This is a genomic window from Flavobacterium psychraquaticum (genome assembly GCF_034497725.1).
Lineage (GTDB): Bacteria > Bacteroidota > Bacteroidia > Flavobacteriales > Flavobacteriaceae > Flavobacterium > Flavobacterium psychraquaticum.
On record NZ_JAXKVR010000030.1, the window covers coordinates 311,368 to 327,449 of the forward strand.

The following is a 16,082-nucleotide window of genomic DNA, read 5'->3' on the forward strand; positions in this document are numbered from 1 at the left end:
TTATGTCTTTTATTTCTACTATGATATAAGAACGTTTTTTTTAGTAAATTTATTAACTAATAAACAACTGCTATAAATGGATAAGAAAGAACTACGCAAAAAATACAAAACCTTAAGACAAACCCTTTCTGAAAAGGAAATTGAAGATAAAAGTTTAGCGATTGCCAACCAATTGATTCAAATAAAGATTTGGGATAAATTGTATTATCATTTGTTTTTAACCATTGCCGAACAAAAAGAAATAGACACCGAATTTATTCTTCAAGTTTTAGCAGGAAAAGACAAAGAGATTGTGATTTCGAAGTGTGAGTTTTCTACTTTGGGAATGATTCATTATTTATTGACCGATAATACCAAAATTAAGAAAAACAGTTATAATGTTCCGGAACCGATTGATGGAATAGAAGTTCCTGATGCTAAAATTGACGTTGTCTTTGTACCACTTTTAGCATATGATAAAGAAGGTAATCGCGTTGGATATGGAAAAGGCTTTTATGATAATTTTCTAAGCAAATGCAAACCAGATACTATAAAAATCGGCTTATCATTCTTTCCGCCTGAAGAAATTATCAATGGAATTTCGGAAAACGATGTGAAATTGGATTATTGTGTTACACCTGAAATGGTACTTCAATTTTAGTTACTCGCTACAGTTTCGTCTTTTTCTTCCACTAGAAAGGCTCTTTTATTGAATACTATCAATATTCCAACTCCAGTTGAAATAGCTACATCAGCAACGTTGAAAATAGCATTAAAGAATGTGAAGTGTTTTCCACCCCAAAACGGTAACCAAGACGGTAGAAATCCTTCCCACATAGGAAAATAGAACATATCAACTACTTCACCGTGAAACCAAGTTCCGTATGGATTTTCAGAAAATGCAGTAGCTACTTGATGATAACTGTCGTTGAAAATTACACCATAAAAAACAGAATCTATAATATTCCCTAAAGCTCCTGTAAAAATTAAAGCAATAGCTACAATTAAGTAATTTGAACTATTTTTTCTTACAGAATCCCACAACCACCAAGCAATTCCGCCAACAGCTATGATTCTAAAGATTGTTAAAATTAATTTACCATATTCACCAGGAATTTCTGCTCCCCAAGCCATTCCTTCGTTTTCAATAAAATGTATGCGAAACCAGTCAAAAACTTTTACTTCTTCGTTAATGAAAAAATTCGTTTTGATATATATTTTTGATATTTGATCAATTAGCAAGATGCTAATTATTAACAAATAGGCTTTCTTTAAAGACATTGACAATTAATTTTTGCAAAAATAGCAATTTATCCAACAATTTACGCTCTAAAGTAAGCGTTTATGAAATTTTGTAAAAACATTAACTTTATAAATGAATTTTAGTTAAAATCTGACGCAAACTTATGGCTATATAATTAACTACAAACACGCTTCAAACTAAAATAAATTCTTAAACTGATTTAATAAAATGTTTCAGAAATAATTAACGTAGCGTAGAAAAAACTTGTTTTATATTTTTGTAATTAAAGACGGAAAAATAAAACATACTGATTAAAATAACTATCCAACAATAGAGAATTTTAACCCGTGTAATATCATAAATCAAATAATATAATAAAACAGTGACAAGAGTACCTAAGAAAATTGTTAAGCCAAAAGTTACTATTAAAATATTAAGCTGACTTCTAAAAAGCGAAATATTAAACTTTCTTAAATAGCCCGTCAGTACCAACAGGAAAACCTGAGTGTACATAGCAATAGCAAATAAAACAAGTAACATTTTGTCTTGCATTGTATTGATTTGTTCTTCGTATCCAAAGAAAAGATTAAAATTGAATTCCATTATAAGCTTTTTGATTTTCTGAAATAGGAAATAATGATTTACTAGAATAACCTAATGTTTTTGCAACTATCAAATTTGGAAATTCTTGAATTCCAATGTTATATAAATTAACGCTATCATTGAAAAACTCTCTTCGATCTGCAATTTTATCTTCCAAGACAGAAACTCTTTTCTGCAATTCTACAAAATTATTATTTGAAGACAAAACAGGATAACTTTCTGAAACAGCGAACAAAGACTTAATAGCTTTAGAAAATTCAATGGAATTATTGATTTTTTCATCGATAGAACTCGCATTTAAAAAATCGGTTCTCAATTTAGTTAAATCCGTTAATAGTGAAGTTTCGTGTTCTAAAAAACGTTGAGCAACTTTGACAATATTAGGAATTTCTTCTGCACGTTGCATCAAAATTACATCGATATTACCAAAAGCTTTTTCATAATTATTCTTAAGGTTTACTAATTTGTTAAAAATCCCTATTAGATAATTACCGAAAATCAGCACTAATAAAACGCCTACGATTAAAACTATATTTGAAGTTGACATAATAAATTAATTTAGTAAAATGAATAGTAATAGTAAAGTTGTTATAAATAACGTTATTAAAAACGAATTCAGCAAAGGCATCCCTTTATTATAATTTTCGATATTGACTGGATTGGCAATTATAAAAATATTTTTTCCTTCTTTTTGAATAATTGTTTTTCCCTCATCAGAACTAGCATATCCCATTAACATCATATAATCATCCTGCAGTAAATAACCTTCGGAATGACGTGTTTTACCACCTTCTACACGGTCAGCACTTTTGCTATAAAATTCTAAATCGGCTCCTAAAACTTTCACAAAACCAGTTTCATCCAGCAAATTAAAATCACCAATATTTTGTTCATAATGAACAGTATGATATGTTGTATGGCCGTCTTTATCTGGCTTACTTTTCTCTTCAATCCGATAAAAATAGCCTATACAAGATTTACTAAAGTAAGGAGAAATCAATGGTTCTATTTCTTCTAAATCTCCAACTATTTCGACCATTCCCATTGCTACTGAATTCGCTTTGGAAGAAGGCAAAATCGCTTGCATTTTTAGAAACTTCGACTTTTCACTTGGGAAAAATATTCTTTTAACAATTATTCCAATTGGTATTATTAAAAACAACAATTTCCAGACACCATATTCCATAATATAATAGAAGGATGAAAAGAACAGAATTACAAACACAACGCCCAATATTTTTAAATACAAAGGCGTTTCTTTAATAACAGTGGAATTTTTCCGGCCCATAATTAAAAGTTTATCGAAATTTTTGAAAATTCTTTCCTTAATCTAACTTTATTGGCTACACTTATCGGATTATTTTTCAAATATAAATTTTGTAATTTAGTTAAACGCTTAATTTCAAGCGGAATATCAGTAATGCTATTCTGACTAAGTTCCAAATGCTGAATATTCGGCATTGTTAAAACTTCAATCGGAAACTCAGTTAAATTGCTGGCTTTTAAATCTAATCTAGTAACAATTTCAGGCTTTTTGAGTGCTTTTTTTAAATCATAAAAAGTACTCGCATCTTTCCCTTGTTTTTCCATCAGAGGAAGTGATAACAAAATAAAGGTCAAAACAGCTGTAAAGAAAACACAAAGAAATCCAGCCCACAATACAAAATCTGGTTCTTGATTAGTAAAGATGATCTTGTACACATAATAAAGCATTCCAAAATACAAAATACAAAAAAGAACAAGGAAAATTGCAAACAAAGCATATTTTAGAATCGTTAAAATAACACTCCAAAAACTTTTTGTTTTATTACTAATTTTAGCGACAAAGTAAAATCCTATGAGTAAAACCCATGCAGAAGCAATTCCTATTTTAACTGGTTGTGAACCACTTTCATAAAAACTTATAGAAAACAGAACCGGAAACATCAGTATAAAAAAGACAATAACGGAAGTAAACCCAATAGACAAGCAACCCGGTTTTTTGTCTGTATCCCTTTTGAGCCATTTATAGGCAATATAAAAAGAGAGCAGTAATAAACCGAAAACAGCATATCCTGCTGGTGTAATTGATAGAAGAATTATCATTTTTAATTACAAAAAAACACCTAATAAATTAGGTGTTTTTTGTTTTAACGTTGCATATTCTTTGCTTCGATACTCATCGTCGCGTGAGGCACGATTTTTAATCTTTCTTTGTTTATTAGTTTACCGGTAACTTTACAAATCCCGTAAGTTTTGTTTTCGATACGCACTAAAGCATTTCTTAGATCTCTCATAAACTTTTCTTGACGAATTGCTAATTGCGAATTCGCTTCTTTGCTCATTGTTTCGCTACCTTCTTCAAATGCCTTAAACGTTGGAGACGTATCGTCTGTTCCGTTATTTAAATCATTCATATATGCGCTCTTGATAAGCTCTAAATCGTTTTTTGCTTTTTCTAATTTAGCATTAATTAATGTTTTGAATTCAGCTAAATCAGCGTCTGAATACCTTAATTGTTCTTCTACCATAATTCCTTTATTTTGAAATTAATATACTTGTTTTTATCTCATCAAACTCAATTTCCGTACCATTTTCTATACTTTCTTCAAAAAGTAACGTTTCAGTTAATGTTTCGGACTTAATATACGACAAATTCGCGGCAACTGCAACTTCTAATTGCTCGTTTTTCATCATCTTAACAACAATCTTATCGGTAACTTCAAAACCAGAATCTTTTCTAATGTTTTGGATACGGTTTACCAATTCTCTTGCAATTCCTTCTCTTTTCAATTCTTCCGAGATGGTAATGTCTAAAGCGACAGTGATTCCGTTTGAATTTGCTACTAACCACCCTTCGATATCTTGAGAAGAAATCTCAACATCTTCTAGTGTTAAAGATATACTTTTTCCAGACAAATCAATATTTAACGTTCCATTCTGCTCTAAAGCAGCAATTTGTTCTTGCGAAAAACCTTGTATCTCTTTGGCAATCAACCCCATATCCTTTCCGAAACGAGGTCCGAGCGCTTTGAAATTAGGCTTAATTTGCTTCACTAAAATGCCTGATGCATCGTCTAAAAGTTCAATTTCTTTTACGTTTACTTCTGCCATAATTAGGTCAGAAACTGCTTCAATTTCAGCACGTTGATTCGCGTCAAGCACAGGAATCATTACCTTTTGTAACGGCTGACGCACTTTTATCATCTCCTTTTTACGAAGCGATAAAACTAACGAAGAAACCGTTTGTGCTTTCATCATTCTGCTTTCTAGCGATTTATCAACAAAGTTTTCAACCATTACTGGGAACTCCGCCAAATGTACACTTTCAAACGACTCAGCACCTGTTGTTTGTGTTAAATCTCTGTAAAGTTTATCCATAAAGAATGGAGCAATAGGCGCAGAAAGCTTCGCAACCGTCACTAAACACGTATAAAGCGTTTGATAAGCTGCAATTTTATCTTGAGCATATTCGCCTTTCCAGAATCTTCTTCTGCACAAACGAACATACCAGTTACTTAAATTTTCCTGTACGAATTCTGAAATGGCACGACTCGCTTTTGTAGGTTCGTAATCAGCATAAGCTTCATCAACAAATTTAATTAACGAATGTAATTCTGATAAAATCCAACGGTCAATTTCAGGTCTTTCGTTTAACGGAATTTCCGCTTCCGCATAAGTAAATCCGTCAATATTTGCATACAGAGAGAAGAACGAATACGTGTTATATAAAGTGCCAAAGAATTTTCTTCTTACCTCAGCAACTCCTTCAATGTCAAATTTTAAGTTATCCCAAGGATTCGCATTGGAAATCATATACCAACGCGTTGCATCTGGACCATATTCTGCTAAAGTAGTAAAGGGATCCACTGCATTTCCTAAACGTTTAGACATTTTTTGTCCGTCTTTATCTAAAACTAATCCGTTTGAAACTACATTTTTGTAGGCTACTTTATCAAAAACTAATGTTGCGATGGCGTGTAATGTATAAAACCAGCCACGCGTCTGATCAACTCCTTCTGCAATAAAATCAGCTGGAAAGTCTTCGTTGCTGTCAATTTTTTCTTTGTTTTCGAAAGGATAATGCCATTGTGCATAAGGCATCGAACCCGAATCAAACCAAACGTCGATTAAATCTGATTCACGCTTCATTGGTTTTCCAGTTGGTGAAACTAAGACTATTGCATCGACAACATTTTTATGTAAATCAACCAAATCATAATTTGATTCTGCCATATTTCCTATTTCGAACCCTTTAAAAGGATTTTCTGATTGGAAACCAGCTGCGATTGATTTTTCGATTTCATTGTAAAGTTCTTCCACAGAACCCACTAATATTTCTTCTGTTCCTTCCTCATTTCTCCAAATTGGCAATGGAATTCCCCAATATCTTGAACGCGAAAGATTCCAGTCGTTAGCATTTTTTAACCAATTTCCGAAACGTCCTTCACCGGTTGATTTTGGCTTCCAGTTGATGGTTTCGTTCAAGTCGAACATTCTATCTTTTACTTCAGTTACTTTGATGAACCAAGAATCTAATGGATAATATAAAATCGGCTTGTCTGTTCTCCAACAATGTGGATAACTGTGCACATATTTTTCGACCTTAAAGGCTTTATTTTCTTCTTTTAACTGAATAGCAATTTCCACATCGGCAGAACGTTCTGGTGCTTCTCCGTCGTTGTAATATTCGTTTTTAACGTATTTTCCAGAATAATCGCCTAAACCTTGAATGAATTTTCCTTGTAAATCTACTAAAGGAACTAAATTATCATTTGCGTCTAAAACCAACATTGGTGGCACTTCTGGCGAAGCTTCTTTGGCTACTTTAGCATCATCTGCTCCAAATGTTGGTGCGGTATGAACAATTCCAGTTCCATCTTCTGTAGTTACGAAATCACCTGAAATTACTCTAAAAGCATTTTCTGCATTTTCATTTGGCAACGCTAATTTCATTAGTTGTTCGTAGCGAATTCCAACTAAATCAGCTCCTTTAAATTCTTTTAAAACTTGAAAAGGAATTTTCTTATCGCCTTCTTTGAAGTTTTCGAAATCTGATGGTTCAGAACTTTCAAAAAACCCTTTAGTAAATTGTTTTCCAACTAAATTTTTGGCTAAAATTACTTTTGTTGGACGAAATGTATATTGATTAAACGTGTCAACCAAAACATAATCGATTTTTGGTCCAACCGTTAACGCTGTGTTCGAAGGCAAAGTCCAAGGAGTTGTTGTCCAAGCTAAAATATGAATGTCTCCAAAACCAGTTAAGAATTCTGGTAAAGATTCATTTATGGCTTTAAATTGAGCTACAACAGTTGTGTCTGTAACATCGCGATAACTTCCTGGTTGATTTACTTCGTGCGAAGACAAACCTGTTCCTGCTTTTGGAGAATAGGGCTGAATGGTGTAGCCTTTGTACAGCAAATCTTTGTTGTAAATTTGCTTTAACAACCACCAAACGGTTTCCATATATTTCGACTTATACGTCACATACGGATCTTCCATATCTACCCAATAGCCCATTTTTTCAGTTAAATCATTCCACACATCGGTGTAACGCATTACTGTTTTTTTACAAGCTTCGTTATATTCGGTCACGGAAATCGTTTTTCCGATATCTTCTTTAGTAATTCCTAATTCTTTCTCCGTTCCTAATTCTACTGGCAAACCGTGTGTATCCCAACCCGCTTTACGCTTTACTTGGAATCCTTTTTGAGTTTTGTAACGACAAAAAATATCTTTAATCGCACGTGCCATTACGTGGTGAATTCCCGGCAAACCATTCGCTGATGGCGGTCCTTCGAAAAACACGTAAGGTTGGTTCCCTTCACGAGAAGTTACCGATTGTTCAAATATGTTGTTTTTTTTCCAGAAATCAAGTACTTCTGACGCAACTGTGGGCAAGTCAAGTCCTTTGTATTCAGTAAATTTTGTGTTCATTTTGTCGCTTTCTTAAATCAATGTGCGAAAGTACTAAATACTTTTCAGTTTTTAGATTTCAGTTTTCAGTTTTTGCAGTTGTTTTGAAAAGAAAACGGATTTATTTATATTTAAGAAAAAACCTCCTTCAAAACTTCCAAAGATTTTGGTTTTTTGAAGCCATCGAGATGAATCGTATAATAGTCTAATAAGATTTTTAGTAGAATTTGGCGTTCAATTCCTGCAAAAACCTTCTGATTGGCATCAAACTTCAGTTCAATTAGCTTTTTTAATAAATGTGTTTCGTGTTCGGTTAAAGAATTCACACTTTGGAACGCCGTAAAAAAACCTTCTTTGGCATCAAAAAACGAAAACTCAATTTCAGTGGTATCGGGATAAAAGCCTAAATACTTGGTAACTTCAAGCATTAGGATTAAGTGAAAGTTAGAAGTTTCCTGATGTGCGTCTAACCATAAAAGCGCCGTTTCTAAAAAAGAAAATAACTGCTCGTTTTTCTCTTCTTCTTTAATAGCGTGATACAAAATTTCGGACAGAAAAATTACAATCGTACTTTTAAAAATATCGGTATTTATGGAATGATAACTGTGTGCTAATCGAATTTCTTTAAAATGTTCTAAAGTGCCTTTGTTTTTATGATTTGCTTCAATTTCTATCATTGTCAAAGGTTGAAAATACGCAATTTTCTGATTCGCTTTTTTGTTGGAATATGCGTTTTGTACGAAATAACTCTTCAGTCCATCGGATTCGGTGAAGCATTTCACAATCAAGCTTTTCTCTTGAAATTTTAAAGTAGAAAGCACGATGGCCTTGGTTTTTACCAACATTTTAAATTGAAATTTTTAGTCGGAATTACCTGATTATCATTACTTTTTTAACCGTAGTATCTGTTCCATCTTGTGATGCTACAAAAATCATATAAACGCCCGAAGCTACTTTATATTTGCCAAAAGCTTTAGTATCCCACTCAATAGTTCCACCCGAAGTTGTAGTTTCATGTACTAAATTCCCTTCAATATCGGTGATCTTTACATTGGCTTTATCGGTTAAGCCGCTAATCTTTACGGTTCCGAAAAATTCTGGTCGCACAGGGTTAGGATAAACATAAACATTTGCTAAATCATCACTTGGTTTTGTAGAAGTTCCTAAAAAAGAAACCATACCTTTATCGGTAGCAAAGAAAACTTCACCTGAAACACCATCAATTTCAATATCATTAATGTTATCACTTGGTAAAGGAGAATTCTTTTTAGTGAATTGATAAATCGTTTGTTGGCCATTAGGCGAAACTAAAAACACGCCTCCATCTGCAATAGAAACCCATTTTCTATTCGCGCCATCGACAGCGATATCTAAAATAGTTTGTTGATAAAATAATTCTTGAGCCAAATCGCCTTCCTGAATAATTATTGCATTTGAAGTTAATTCAGTTTCCGAAATAAAGCGATCAACACTTGGAAGAACTCTCAAACCTGCATAAGTTCCTATCCATAGCTGATTTCTGTTGTCAATGGCAACACATCGCACGTCATTGTCTGGTAAATTTCCAGTGGTTGAATTTATTACTATAAATTTATTACTATAATTTTCATTAAAGGCTAACAAGCCTTCATTCAGTGTAGGAATCCACTTGGTGCTGTTTTTATCAATTGCCATTGGTCCATAACGACCAAAAGTATCGCTTAGTACATCTTGCACACTATAAGATTGCCATTGGCCGTCTGCCCGTAATTTCTTTATCGCCTTAAACCCGCCAGATGTGGAAACATTTGTCATCCATAAATTACCTTCTTTGTCAAAAGCTGGGCTATTTATTCGGATATCTTTATTGGTTGTTATAGAAAGTGATTCTAACCCATTTGGACCTGTATTTAAATCATTAAAAAGGGTTATATCTAAACCTTCTATCTTTAGCAGACCTGAAAAATAGGAGGTTGCAAATATTTGATTTTGTTTTTTTGGATTGAATACGATATCACTTATTGACTTCGCACCGAGTAAATCTTCATAAGGAATTGCTTCCCACCCCGCATCGGTTGAAAATTTACTAATTCCATATTCATCTAGTGGAAATGGATTATAAGTACGAGTATAATCACCATAAACAGCCCATAAAAAATTAGTTGCTTTTTTTATTCTAAAAATATAATTGCGAAGAGGTCCATTTGGAGATATATTTTCAAAAATAATGGGATTTGCCAGAGGTGTAGCAAACAATCCATTTTCTTCAGTTCCTATATAAATATAATCATCGACAACTGTAGCAGCGGTAAAATTAGCCGTGTAATCTGGAATTGTTGTAATATTTGCTAATTGGGAAAAAGTTTCGCTTAGCACGTAAACGTGATTTCTAGTAGTTACTATAAGTGTTGCTTCACTTGATTTAAGTTTTAGACCTGGTTGAAAATGATTTAAAACTTCTTGAAAAATTGCGCCAGTATAGCGATATGTCTTGGCGTTTGTGTTAGTCGCAACGATTTGATTATTGAATGTTACGATTCCAGCCCAAAAACCTGCATCGAATGTTTGCCACTGACTAAAATCATACAAATTAGGATTAATTAAACTCCCCTTTCTAATCCCAAAGTTTCTTGTTACAGCATATATATCGTCGCCTAGAACTGTTGTTTGTAAAACGGCAGTTTCCTCGCCAGAAGTTCCAATAAAATAGGTGCTTATAAATTCTGAAGTTGCTAAATCTAAAACTGAAATTCCATAATCTGTTGCAATATATAATCGCCCATTATGCTCATAAAAATCATTAATTTTCTTTTTATTGGGAGGAACAGGAACGTCTTCAATAATATCCACTTTTGTGCTAATTGAACCATCAGCATTTACAATTAAAATTAGTCCATTTATATTTCCTGCAATTGTTTTATTAAATGTATCTGAATGATGTATTGTAGTAATGGATTCAGGCTTAAAACCATTTATAGAATTATAAATATTTAAATCTGAAGCATTTAAAGCTTTTGAAAAAATACCATTTTGAGTTGCTGCAAAAACTTCCTCCGCCCCATTTTCTACATCCACAATTTCATTATACGAAAAGTATCCTTTCCACAATTGGTTGTTTTGTTGCGATAAAAGCAAGTGACTACTAAAAAGAACAAGGATGTAAATTAACTTTTTCATTGCTGTTATTTGATACAAATATAGTATAAACGTATTAAATCTAGTTTTGATATATTTAGAAACAAAAAAAAGCTCTTTCACACAAATGAAAGAGCTTTTTAAAATTTTATATTTTATTAAACTACTCCTTGCGCAATCATCGCATCAGCAACTTTTACGAAACCGGCAATATTTGCACCTTTAACATAGTTAATGTATCCATCTTCATCCGAACCATATTTTTTACATTGGTTGTGAATTCCTACCATAATTTCTTTCAAACGCATATCTACTTCATCACTAGTCCAATTTAAACGGATTGAGTTTTGTGTCATTTCTAATCCAGATGCCGCAACACCACCGGCATTAGCAGCTTTTCCCGGGGCAAATAAAATTTTCGCATCTAAAAATAATTTTATAGCTTCTAAAGTACAAGGCATATTTGCAGCTTCTGTTACACAGAAAACTCCATTCGCAATCAATTTCTTGGCATCTTCTTCGTCAAGTTCGTTTTGTGTGGCAGCAGGAATAGCGATATCTACCTTAGTTTCCCACGGTCTTTTTCCTTTATGAAAAACGGCGCTAGGAAATTTTTCAGCAAAAGCTTCGACTCTGTTGTCTCCACTCATTCTCATATCAACCATAAAGTCAATTTTTTCGCCTGAAATTCCATCTGCGTCATAAACATAACCATCAGGACCTGAAATTGCAACCAATTTTCCGCCTAATTCATTTACTTTTAATGCAACTCCCCAAGCTACGTTTCCAAAACCTGAAATAGCGACTGTTTTACCAGCAATTTTTTCTCCTTTTGTTTTTAACATTTGCTCTGTGAAGTAAACTACTCCATATCCTGTTGCTTCTGGACGAATTAAAGAACCTCCATAAGCTAAACCTTTTCCAGTTAAAACTCCGGTAAATTCGTTTCTAATTCTTTTATATTGACCAAACATATAACCAATTTCACGTGGACCAACACCGATATCGCCTGCTGGAACGTCTAAATCTGGACCAATATGACGGCATAATTCTGTCATAAAAGATTGACAAAAACGCATAATTTCACCATCAGTTTTACCTTGTGGGTCAAAGTCTGCTCCACCTTTACCACCACCCATAGGAAGCGTCGTTAAACTATTTTTAAAAACCTGTTCGAAAGCCAAGAATTTTAAAACAGATAAATTAACTGTTGGATGGAAACGAATTCCACCTTTGTAAGGCCCAATTGCTGAATTCATCTGAATACGAAATCCTCTGTTAACTTGAATCTCTCCTTTATCGTCTACCCACGGCACTCTAAAAATTATTGAGCGCTCTGGTTCTGAAACTCTTAATAATAAATTTTTACCGTCATATTTTTTTTGCTCAGCTATAAAAGGAATAACTGTTTCTGCAAATTCTTTTACAGCTTGTAAAAATTCTGGCTCATTTGGATTTTTGGCTGCAACTAGCGCCATAAAATCATTAATTTTTTGTTCCATCATGTATTAAATCAATTATAAAAAAATTAACTTTATTTTTAAATTTATTTTATTTGAGTATGAATTTATCAATTCAGCAAAGATACATTTTTAATGTTACTAGCTATATCTTTAATTAAACTTTATATCATTTAAATGCCATCATTAATTGTATAAAAAGCCTCGAAACTTCTTTTAAGAAAGAAAATTTACGTTTTTTATATATGCGTCTACTTTGTTTTTATATATTTGTCAGATAATGGAAATTTTTATCCAATGACAATAAGAATAAAATACCTGCTAATTATGCTCTTAGGAGCAAATTTTTCTATGTTAGCCCAGTTTGGGTTTTCTCATGAAGTTGGTGCATTTGTAGGTGGCGTAGCAATGCAATCTGATTTTGGTGTGAGAAGCGATTTTCAAACAAATAGCGGAAATACAGGGTTTGCTGTTGGATTAGTACATTATATGAATTTTGCATACAGAGCAGAATGTAACTGCTATACGCCTGAAACTTATTTTAATGATCACTTTAAAGTACGGTCTGAGTTGTCCTACAACAGCACGCAGTTGCAACATTTTGGGAAATATGCAGATAAAAACTCTTTAACAGGTAATCAATTAAAAGCCATGCGAGGTGAGACTAAAGTAACTGATATTGGAATGCAATTAGAATACTTTCCTTTTAGTATTCGTCAATTTACTGCTACCGATGGTGCTTTTGCTCCATTTATTGGTTTAGGCGCACATTATACTTTTTATCAAAATGGAACTTATTCACAATTAGGCGCTATGGATACACCAATTTCAACACCGCTTAAGTACTACGGTGCTTGGTCTGATGAAGGCGGAAGTACTTGGTCTGTAGTTTCTAGTGTAGGAACGAGATACAAATTAACAGAATTATCCGATTTATTTGTAGAATTAAGATGGCAATATTATTTCTCTGACTGGGTGGATGGTTTAAGACCAGATCCTGAAATATATACTGAAAACAAAGCAAATGACTGGAATTTATGGTTAAATTTCGGATACATCTACTACTTAAATTAATATCAAAGTACAATATATAAAAAAATCCCGATTCTTGGTGAATCGGGATTTTCTGTTTTATTAATCATTTTGTTATTTTAAAGCTTGTTCAATATCCAACAGCAAATCTTCAATATCTTCAATTCCTACACTTAAACGCACTAAATCATCAGTAATACCAACTTCTTTTCGTTTATCTTCCGGAATAGAAGCATGCGTCATTAAAGCCGGATGATTTGCCAATGATTCAACACCTCCTAAAGATTCTGCTAAAGTGAAGACTTTTAAATTTTCTAAGAATTTTATTGCATCTTCTTTTTTACCCGATTTAAACGTAAAAGTTACCATTCCGCCAAAACCGCTCATTTGCTTTTTAGCAATTTCGTGATACGGATGCGAAGCTAAACCCGGATAATAAACGCGCTCCACCAAAGGGTGATTGTCTAAAAATTCCGCAACTTTTCCACCATTTTCACAATGACGTTGCACGCGTAAATGCAATGTTTTAATTCCTCTTAAAACCAAAAATGAATCTAGTGGGCCTAAAGTTGCTCCAGTTGCGAATTGTTTGAAATGCAATTCTTCACCCAAAGCTTTATCTTTAATAATTAAAGCGCCAGCAATAACATCTGAATGACCGCCTAAATATTTAGTAGCGGAATGCATTACGATATCTGCTCCTAAGTCTAAAGGTTTTTGCAAATAAGGCGTTGCAAATGTATTATCTACCGCAAAAAGGATATTATGTTTCTTTGTGATTTTTGCAATTTCAGCAATATCTGCTAATTTCATCAATGGATTTGTTGGCGTTTCCACCCAAACTAATTTTGTATTTCCGTTGATTAACGATTGGAATTTCTCCATATCATTCATATCTACGAAATGAAATATGATACCACTATCTTTATATAATCTTGTGAATAAACGATATGTTCCTCCATATAAATCGTCCATTGCAATGATTTCATCACCGGCTTTAAACATACGCAACAAACAATCTGTTGCTGCTAAACCTGAAGAAAAAGCTAAACCTCTTGCACCATTTTCAATGCTCGCTAAAGATTCTTCTAAAGCCGTTCTTGTTGGATTTGCCGCTCTACTATATTCATAATCGCCAATTGGTTGTCCTGGACTACTTTGAACATAAGTTGATGTTAAAAAAACCGGAGGCATTACTGCTCCTGTTACTTCTTCGTGATGTTGTCCTCCGTGTATTGTTTTCGTGTTGAATTTCATTGTTCTAGGTTTTAAAACGCAAAGATAAATAAAAGTTATTTGATGCTCGTTTTTGAATCGTTAACAATTATTTAAATATCCCTGATTTTGACCTATAATCCCCAAAAAAATCATCTACAAATTATTTTTTATAAAAATTACTGAATTTTAGAATCCAAAAGGCTGTATTTTTGCCCTTGAAAATTTTAATCCTTACAAAATGAACAAAATATACTATATGGCGTCGTGTGATACTTGTAGAAAGATCATCAAAACCCTACCAAATTCGGACAAATTAACGTTTATAGATATTCGTCAAAATCCATTATCTGAAAGCGATTTGGATGAAATGTATCAACTTGCTGGAAGTTATGAAGCACTTTTCAGTAAGAAAGCGCAACTATATAAATCGTTAGGTTTGAAGGACAAAAATTTAACTGAAGCCGATTTTAAAAAATATCTCTTAGAACATTATACCTTCTTAAGTAGACCTGTATTTATCATCGACGGAAAAATTTACATTGGGAACGGACAAAAAAACATCATTGAAGTAATAAATGCTTTGAAATAATGTCAAAAAGAACTTGGGCTCTACTAGCCGCTACTCTAGTTTCCATAATTTATGGTGTCACATTCACTATTGCAAAAGATGTGATGCCCAAATATATTGATGCTTATGGATTTATTGTCCTTCGCGTTGGTGGATCGGTAATTTTATTCTGGCTAATTTCATTCTTCGGTCCGAAAGAAACAATTGCTAAAGCAGATTTCCCTCGAATAATTGCCGCCGCTTTTTTTGGCGTAGCTTTTAATATGTTAACTTTTTTTAAAGGATTAAGTTATACTTCTCCAATTATGGGAGCCGTTTTGATGGTAACTACGCCTATGATTGTGCTTGTTTTATCAGCAATTATGATGAAAGAGCGTATGGAAAATCGCAAGATTTTAGGCATATTCTTAGGTCTAGCCGGAACGGTTGCTTTAATTTTATACGGGAAATCTTTAGTAAATGCTACCAACGCCACTTTGGGGAATATTTTGGTTTTTGTGAATGCAATTTCCTATGGATTTTATCTGATTATTGTGAAGAAATTAATGGATAAGTATAATGCGTTTACCTTTGTAAAATGGATTTACACTTTTGGTTTTATAATGGTTTTACCTTTTGGATGGAACGAATTTCAAGCAGTTAGTTTCGCAACTTTACCAATTGATATTGTCTATAAAGTAGTATTTGTAGTCTTGTTCTCAACTTTCTTAACTTATTTGTTGAATTTGATTTCAATGCGCGAATTAAAACCAACAACAGTAGCTGTTTTTATCTACCTTCAGCCTTTATTTGCAACAATTTTTGCTATTAGTTTAGGAAAGGACGATTTGAGTTTGGTGAAAATACTTTCTGCCGTCTTGATATTTATTGGGGTTTACTTAGTCACACATAAGAAGAGCATTCAACGACAGTAATCCGTATTTCAGTAACTCCGCACTTTTTATTATCTTTGAAGACATTTATATAA

Annotated in this window: 15 protein-coding genes; 4 read left to right on the plus strand and 11 right to left on the minus strand. The window is 33.1% G+C overall.

Annotated elements, in window-relative coordinates:
* Window positions 1-76: 76 nt before the first annotated feature.
* Window positions 77-640, plus strand: coding sequence for a 5-formyltetrahydrofolate cyclo-ligase (locus T1L09_RS11080; protein ID WP_322551025.1), 564 nt, complete (start codon window positions 77-79; stop codon window positions 638-640).
* Here the strand turns inward: T1L09_RS11080 and T1L09_RS11085 are convergent.
* The 10 genes from T1L09_RS11085 to gdhA all read right to left on the minus strand — a co-directional run bounded on the left by T1L09_RS11085 (window position 637) and on the right by gdhA (window position 12,339).
* On the minus strand, window positions 637-1,260 hold the full coding sequence (locus T1L09_RS11085; protein WP_322551026.1) for a lipoprotein signal peptidase: 624 nt from the start codon (window positions 1,258-1,260) through the stop codon (window positions 637-639). The genes T1L09_RS11080 and T1L09_RS11085 overlap by 4 nt on opposite strands.
* A 205-nt stretch (window positions 1,261-1,465) precedes the next feature.
* Window positions 1,466-1,825 carry a hypothetical protein gene (locus tag T1L09_RS11090; protein WP_322551027.1) on the minus strand — a complete coding sequence of 120 codons (360 nt, stop codon included), beginning with the start codon at window positions 1,823-1,825 and terminating at the stop codon, window positions 1,466-1,468.
* Entirely contained in the window at window positions 1,809-2,372 is a 564-nt protein-coding gene (locus tag T1L09_RS11095; RefSeq protein WP_322551028.1) for a LemA family protein, read from the minus strand. The genes T1L09_RS11090 and T1L09_RS11095 overlap by 17 nt, the downstream gene beginning before the upstream one ends.
* 6 nt (window positions 2,373-2,378) lie before the next feature.
* Entirely contained in the window at window positions 2,379-3,113 is a 735-nt protein-coding gene (locus T1L09_RS11100) for a hypothetical protein (protein ID WP_322551029.1), read from the minus strand.
* 2 nt (window positions 3,114-3,115) lie between these two features.
* Window positions 3,116-3,910, minus strand: a complete 795-nt coding sequence (locus tag T1L09_RS11105) for a leucine-rich repeat domain-containing protein (protein ID WP_322551030.1) — start codon at window positions 3,908-3,910, stop codon at window positions 3,116-3,118.
* Window positions 3,911-3,954: 44 nt separating this feature from the next.
* Window positions 3,955-4,335, minus strand: a complete 381-nt coding sequence (locus T1L09_RS11110; RefSeq protein WP_322551031.1) for a TraR/DksA family transcriptional regulator — start codon at window positions 4,333-4,335, stop codon at window positions 3,955-3,957.
* Window positions 4,336-4,342: 7 nt separating this feature from the next.
* A complete protein-coding gene (gene ileS, locus T1L09_RS11115) occupies window positions 4,343-7,744 on the minus strand; it encodes an isoleucine--tRNA ligase (RefSeq protein WP_322551032.1) in 3,402 nt (1,133 codons plus the stop codon).
* A 110-nt stretch (window positions 7,745-7,854) separates the two neighbouring features.
* Window positions 7,855-8,568 (minus strand): DNA repair protein RecO, encoded by a 714-nt coding sequence (gene recO, locus T1L09_RS11120; RefSeq protein ID WP_322551033.1) that lies wholly within the window; start codon window positions 8,566-8,568, stop codon window positions 7,855-7,857.
* A gap of 25 nt (window positions 8,569-8,593) precedes the next feature.
* Window positions 8,594-10,879 (minus strand): type IX secretion system anionic LPS delivery protein PorZ, encoded by a 2,286-nt coding sequence (gene porZ / locus T1L09_RS11125; RefSeq protein ID WP_322551034.1) that lies wholly within the window; start codon window positions 10,877-10,879, stop codon window positions 8,594-8,596.
* A gap of 116 nt (window positions 10,880-10,995) precedes the next feature.
* Window positions 10,996-12,339 (minus strand): NADP-specific glutamate dehydrogenase, encoded by a 1,344-nt coding sequence (gene gdhA / locus T1L09_RS11130; RefSeq protein WP_422718578.1) that lies wholly within the window; start codon window positions 12,337-12,339, stop codon window positions 10,996-10,998.
* 255 nt (window positions 12,340-12,594) lie between these two features.
* On the opposite strand from gdhA, the gene T1L09_RS11135 reads away from it, so the two are divergent.
* Complete coding sequence (locus tag T1L09_RS11135; protein ID WP_322551036.1) at window positions 12,595-13,371, plus strand: THC0290_0291 family protein; 777 nt, start codon at window positions 12,595-12,597, stop codon at window positions 13,369-13,371.
* 72 nt (window positions 13,372-13,443) lie between these two features.
* Here T1L09_RS11135 and T1L09_RS11140 read toward each other — a convergent pair whose 3' ends face one another.
* A complete protein-coding gene (locus T1L09_RS11140; RefSeq protein WP_322551037.1) occupies window positions 13,444-14,586 on the minus strand; it encodes a cystathionine gamma-synthase in 1,143 nt (380 codons plus the stop codon).
* Window positions 14,587-14,785: 199 nt separating this feature from the next.
* On the opposite strand from T1L09_RS11140, the gene T1L09_RS11145 reads away from it, so the two are divergent.
* Together T1L09_RS11145 and T1L09_RS11150 are read left to right on the plus strand one after the other, a co-directional pair.
* Entirely contained in the window at window positions 14,786-15,136 is a 351-nt protein-coding gene (locus T1L09_RS11145) for an arsenate reductase family protein (protein WP_322551038.1), read from the plus strand.
* The gene (locus T1L09_RS11150; RefSeq protein ID WP_322551039.1) at window positions 15,136-16,029 is read left to right on the plus strand and encodes a DMT family transporter; all 894 of its coding nucleotides are present in this window, start codon (window positions 15,136-15,138) and stop codon (window positions 16,027-16,029) included. Before T1L09_RS11145 ends, T1L09_RS11150 begins: the two co-directional genes overlap by 1 nt.
* The last annotated feature ends 53 nt before the right edge of the window (window positions 16,030-16,082 follow it).

Excerpts from the sequence above, each read along its gene's own strand:
- T1L09_RS11080 (WP_322551025.1), top strand. The coding sequence starts at position 77 with ATGGATAAGAAAGAACTACGCAAAAAATACAAAACCTTAAGACAAACC.
- T1L09_RS11085 (WP_322551026.1), bottom strand. The coding sequence starts at position 1,260 with ATGTCTTTAAAGAAAGCCTATTTGTTAATAATTAGCATCTTGCTAATT.
- T1L09_RS11090 (WP_322551027.1), bottom strand. The coding sequence starts at position 1,825 with ATGGAATTCAATTTTAATCTTTTCTTTGGATACGAAGAACAAATCAAT.
- T1L09_RS11095 (WP_322551028.1), bottom strand. The coding sequence starts at position 2,372 with ATGTCAACTTCAAATATAGTTTTAATCGTAGGCGTTTTATTAGTGCTG.
- T1L09_RS11100 (WP_322551029.1), bottom strand. The coding sequence starts at position 3,113 with ATGGGCCGGAAAAATTCCACTGTTATTAAAGAAACGCCTTTGTATTTA.
- T1L09_RS11105 (WP_322551030.1), bottom strand. The coding sequence starts at position 3,910 with ATGATAATTCTTCTATCAATTACACCAGCAGGATATGCTGTTTTCGGT.
- T1L09_RS11110 (WP_322551031.1), bottom strand. The coding sequence starts at position 4,335 with ATGGTAGAAGAACAATTAAGGTATTCAGACGCTGATTTAGCTGAATTC.
- ileS (WP_322551032.1), bottom strand. The coding sequence starts at position 7,744 with ATGAACACAAAATTTACTGAATACAAAGGACTTGACTTGCCCACAGTT.
- recO (WP_322551033.1), bottom strand. The coding sequence starts at position 8,568 with ATGTTGGTAAAAACCAAGGCCATCGTGCTTTCTACTTTAAAATTTCAA.
- porZ (WP_322551034.1), bottom strand. The coding sequence starts at position 10,879 with ATGAAAAAGTTAATTTACATCCTTGTTCTTTTTAGTAGTCACTTGCTT.
- gdhA (WP_422718578.1), bottom strand. The coding sequence starts at position 12,339 with ATGGAACAAAAAATTAATGATTTTATGGCGCTAGTTGCAGCCAAAAAT.
- T1L09_RS11135 (WP_322551036.1), top strand. The coding sequence starts at position 12,595 with ATGACAATAAGAATAAAATACCTGCTAATTATGCTCTTAGGAGCAAAT.
- T1L09_RS11140 (WP_322551037.1), bottom strand. The coding sequence starts at position 14,586 with ATGAAATTCAACACGAAAACAATACACGGAGGACAACATCACGAAGAA.
- T1L09_RS11145 (WP_322551038.1), top strand. The coding sequence starts at position 14,786 with ATGAACAAAATATACTATATGGCGTCGTGTGATACTTGTAGAAAGATC.
- T1L09_RS11150 (WP_322551039.1), top strand. The coding sequence starts at position 15,136 with ATGTCAAAAAGAACTTGGGCTCTACTAGCCGCTACTCTAGTTTCCATA.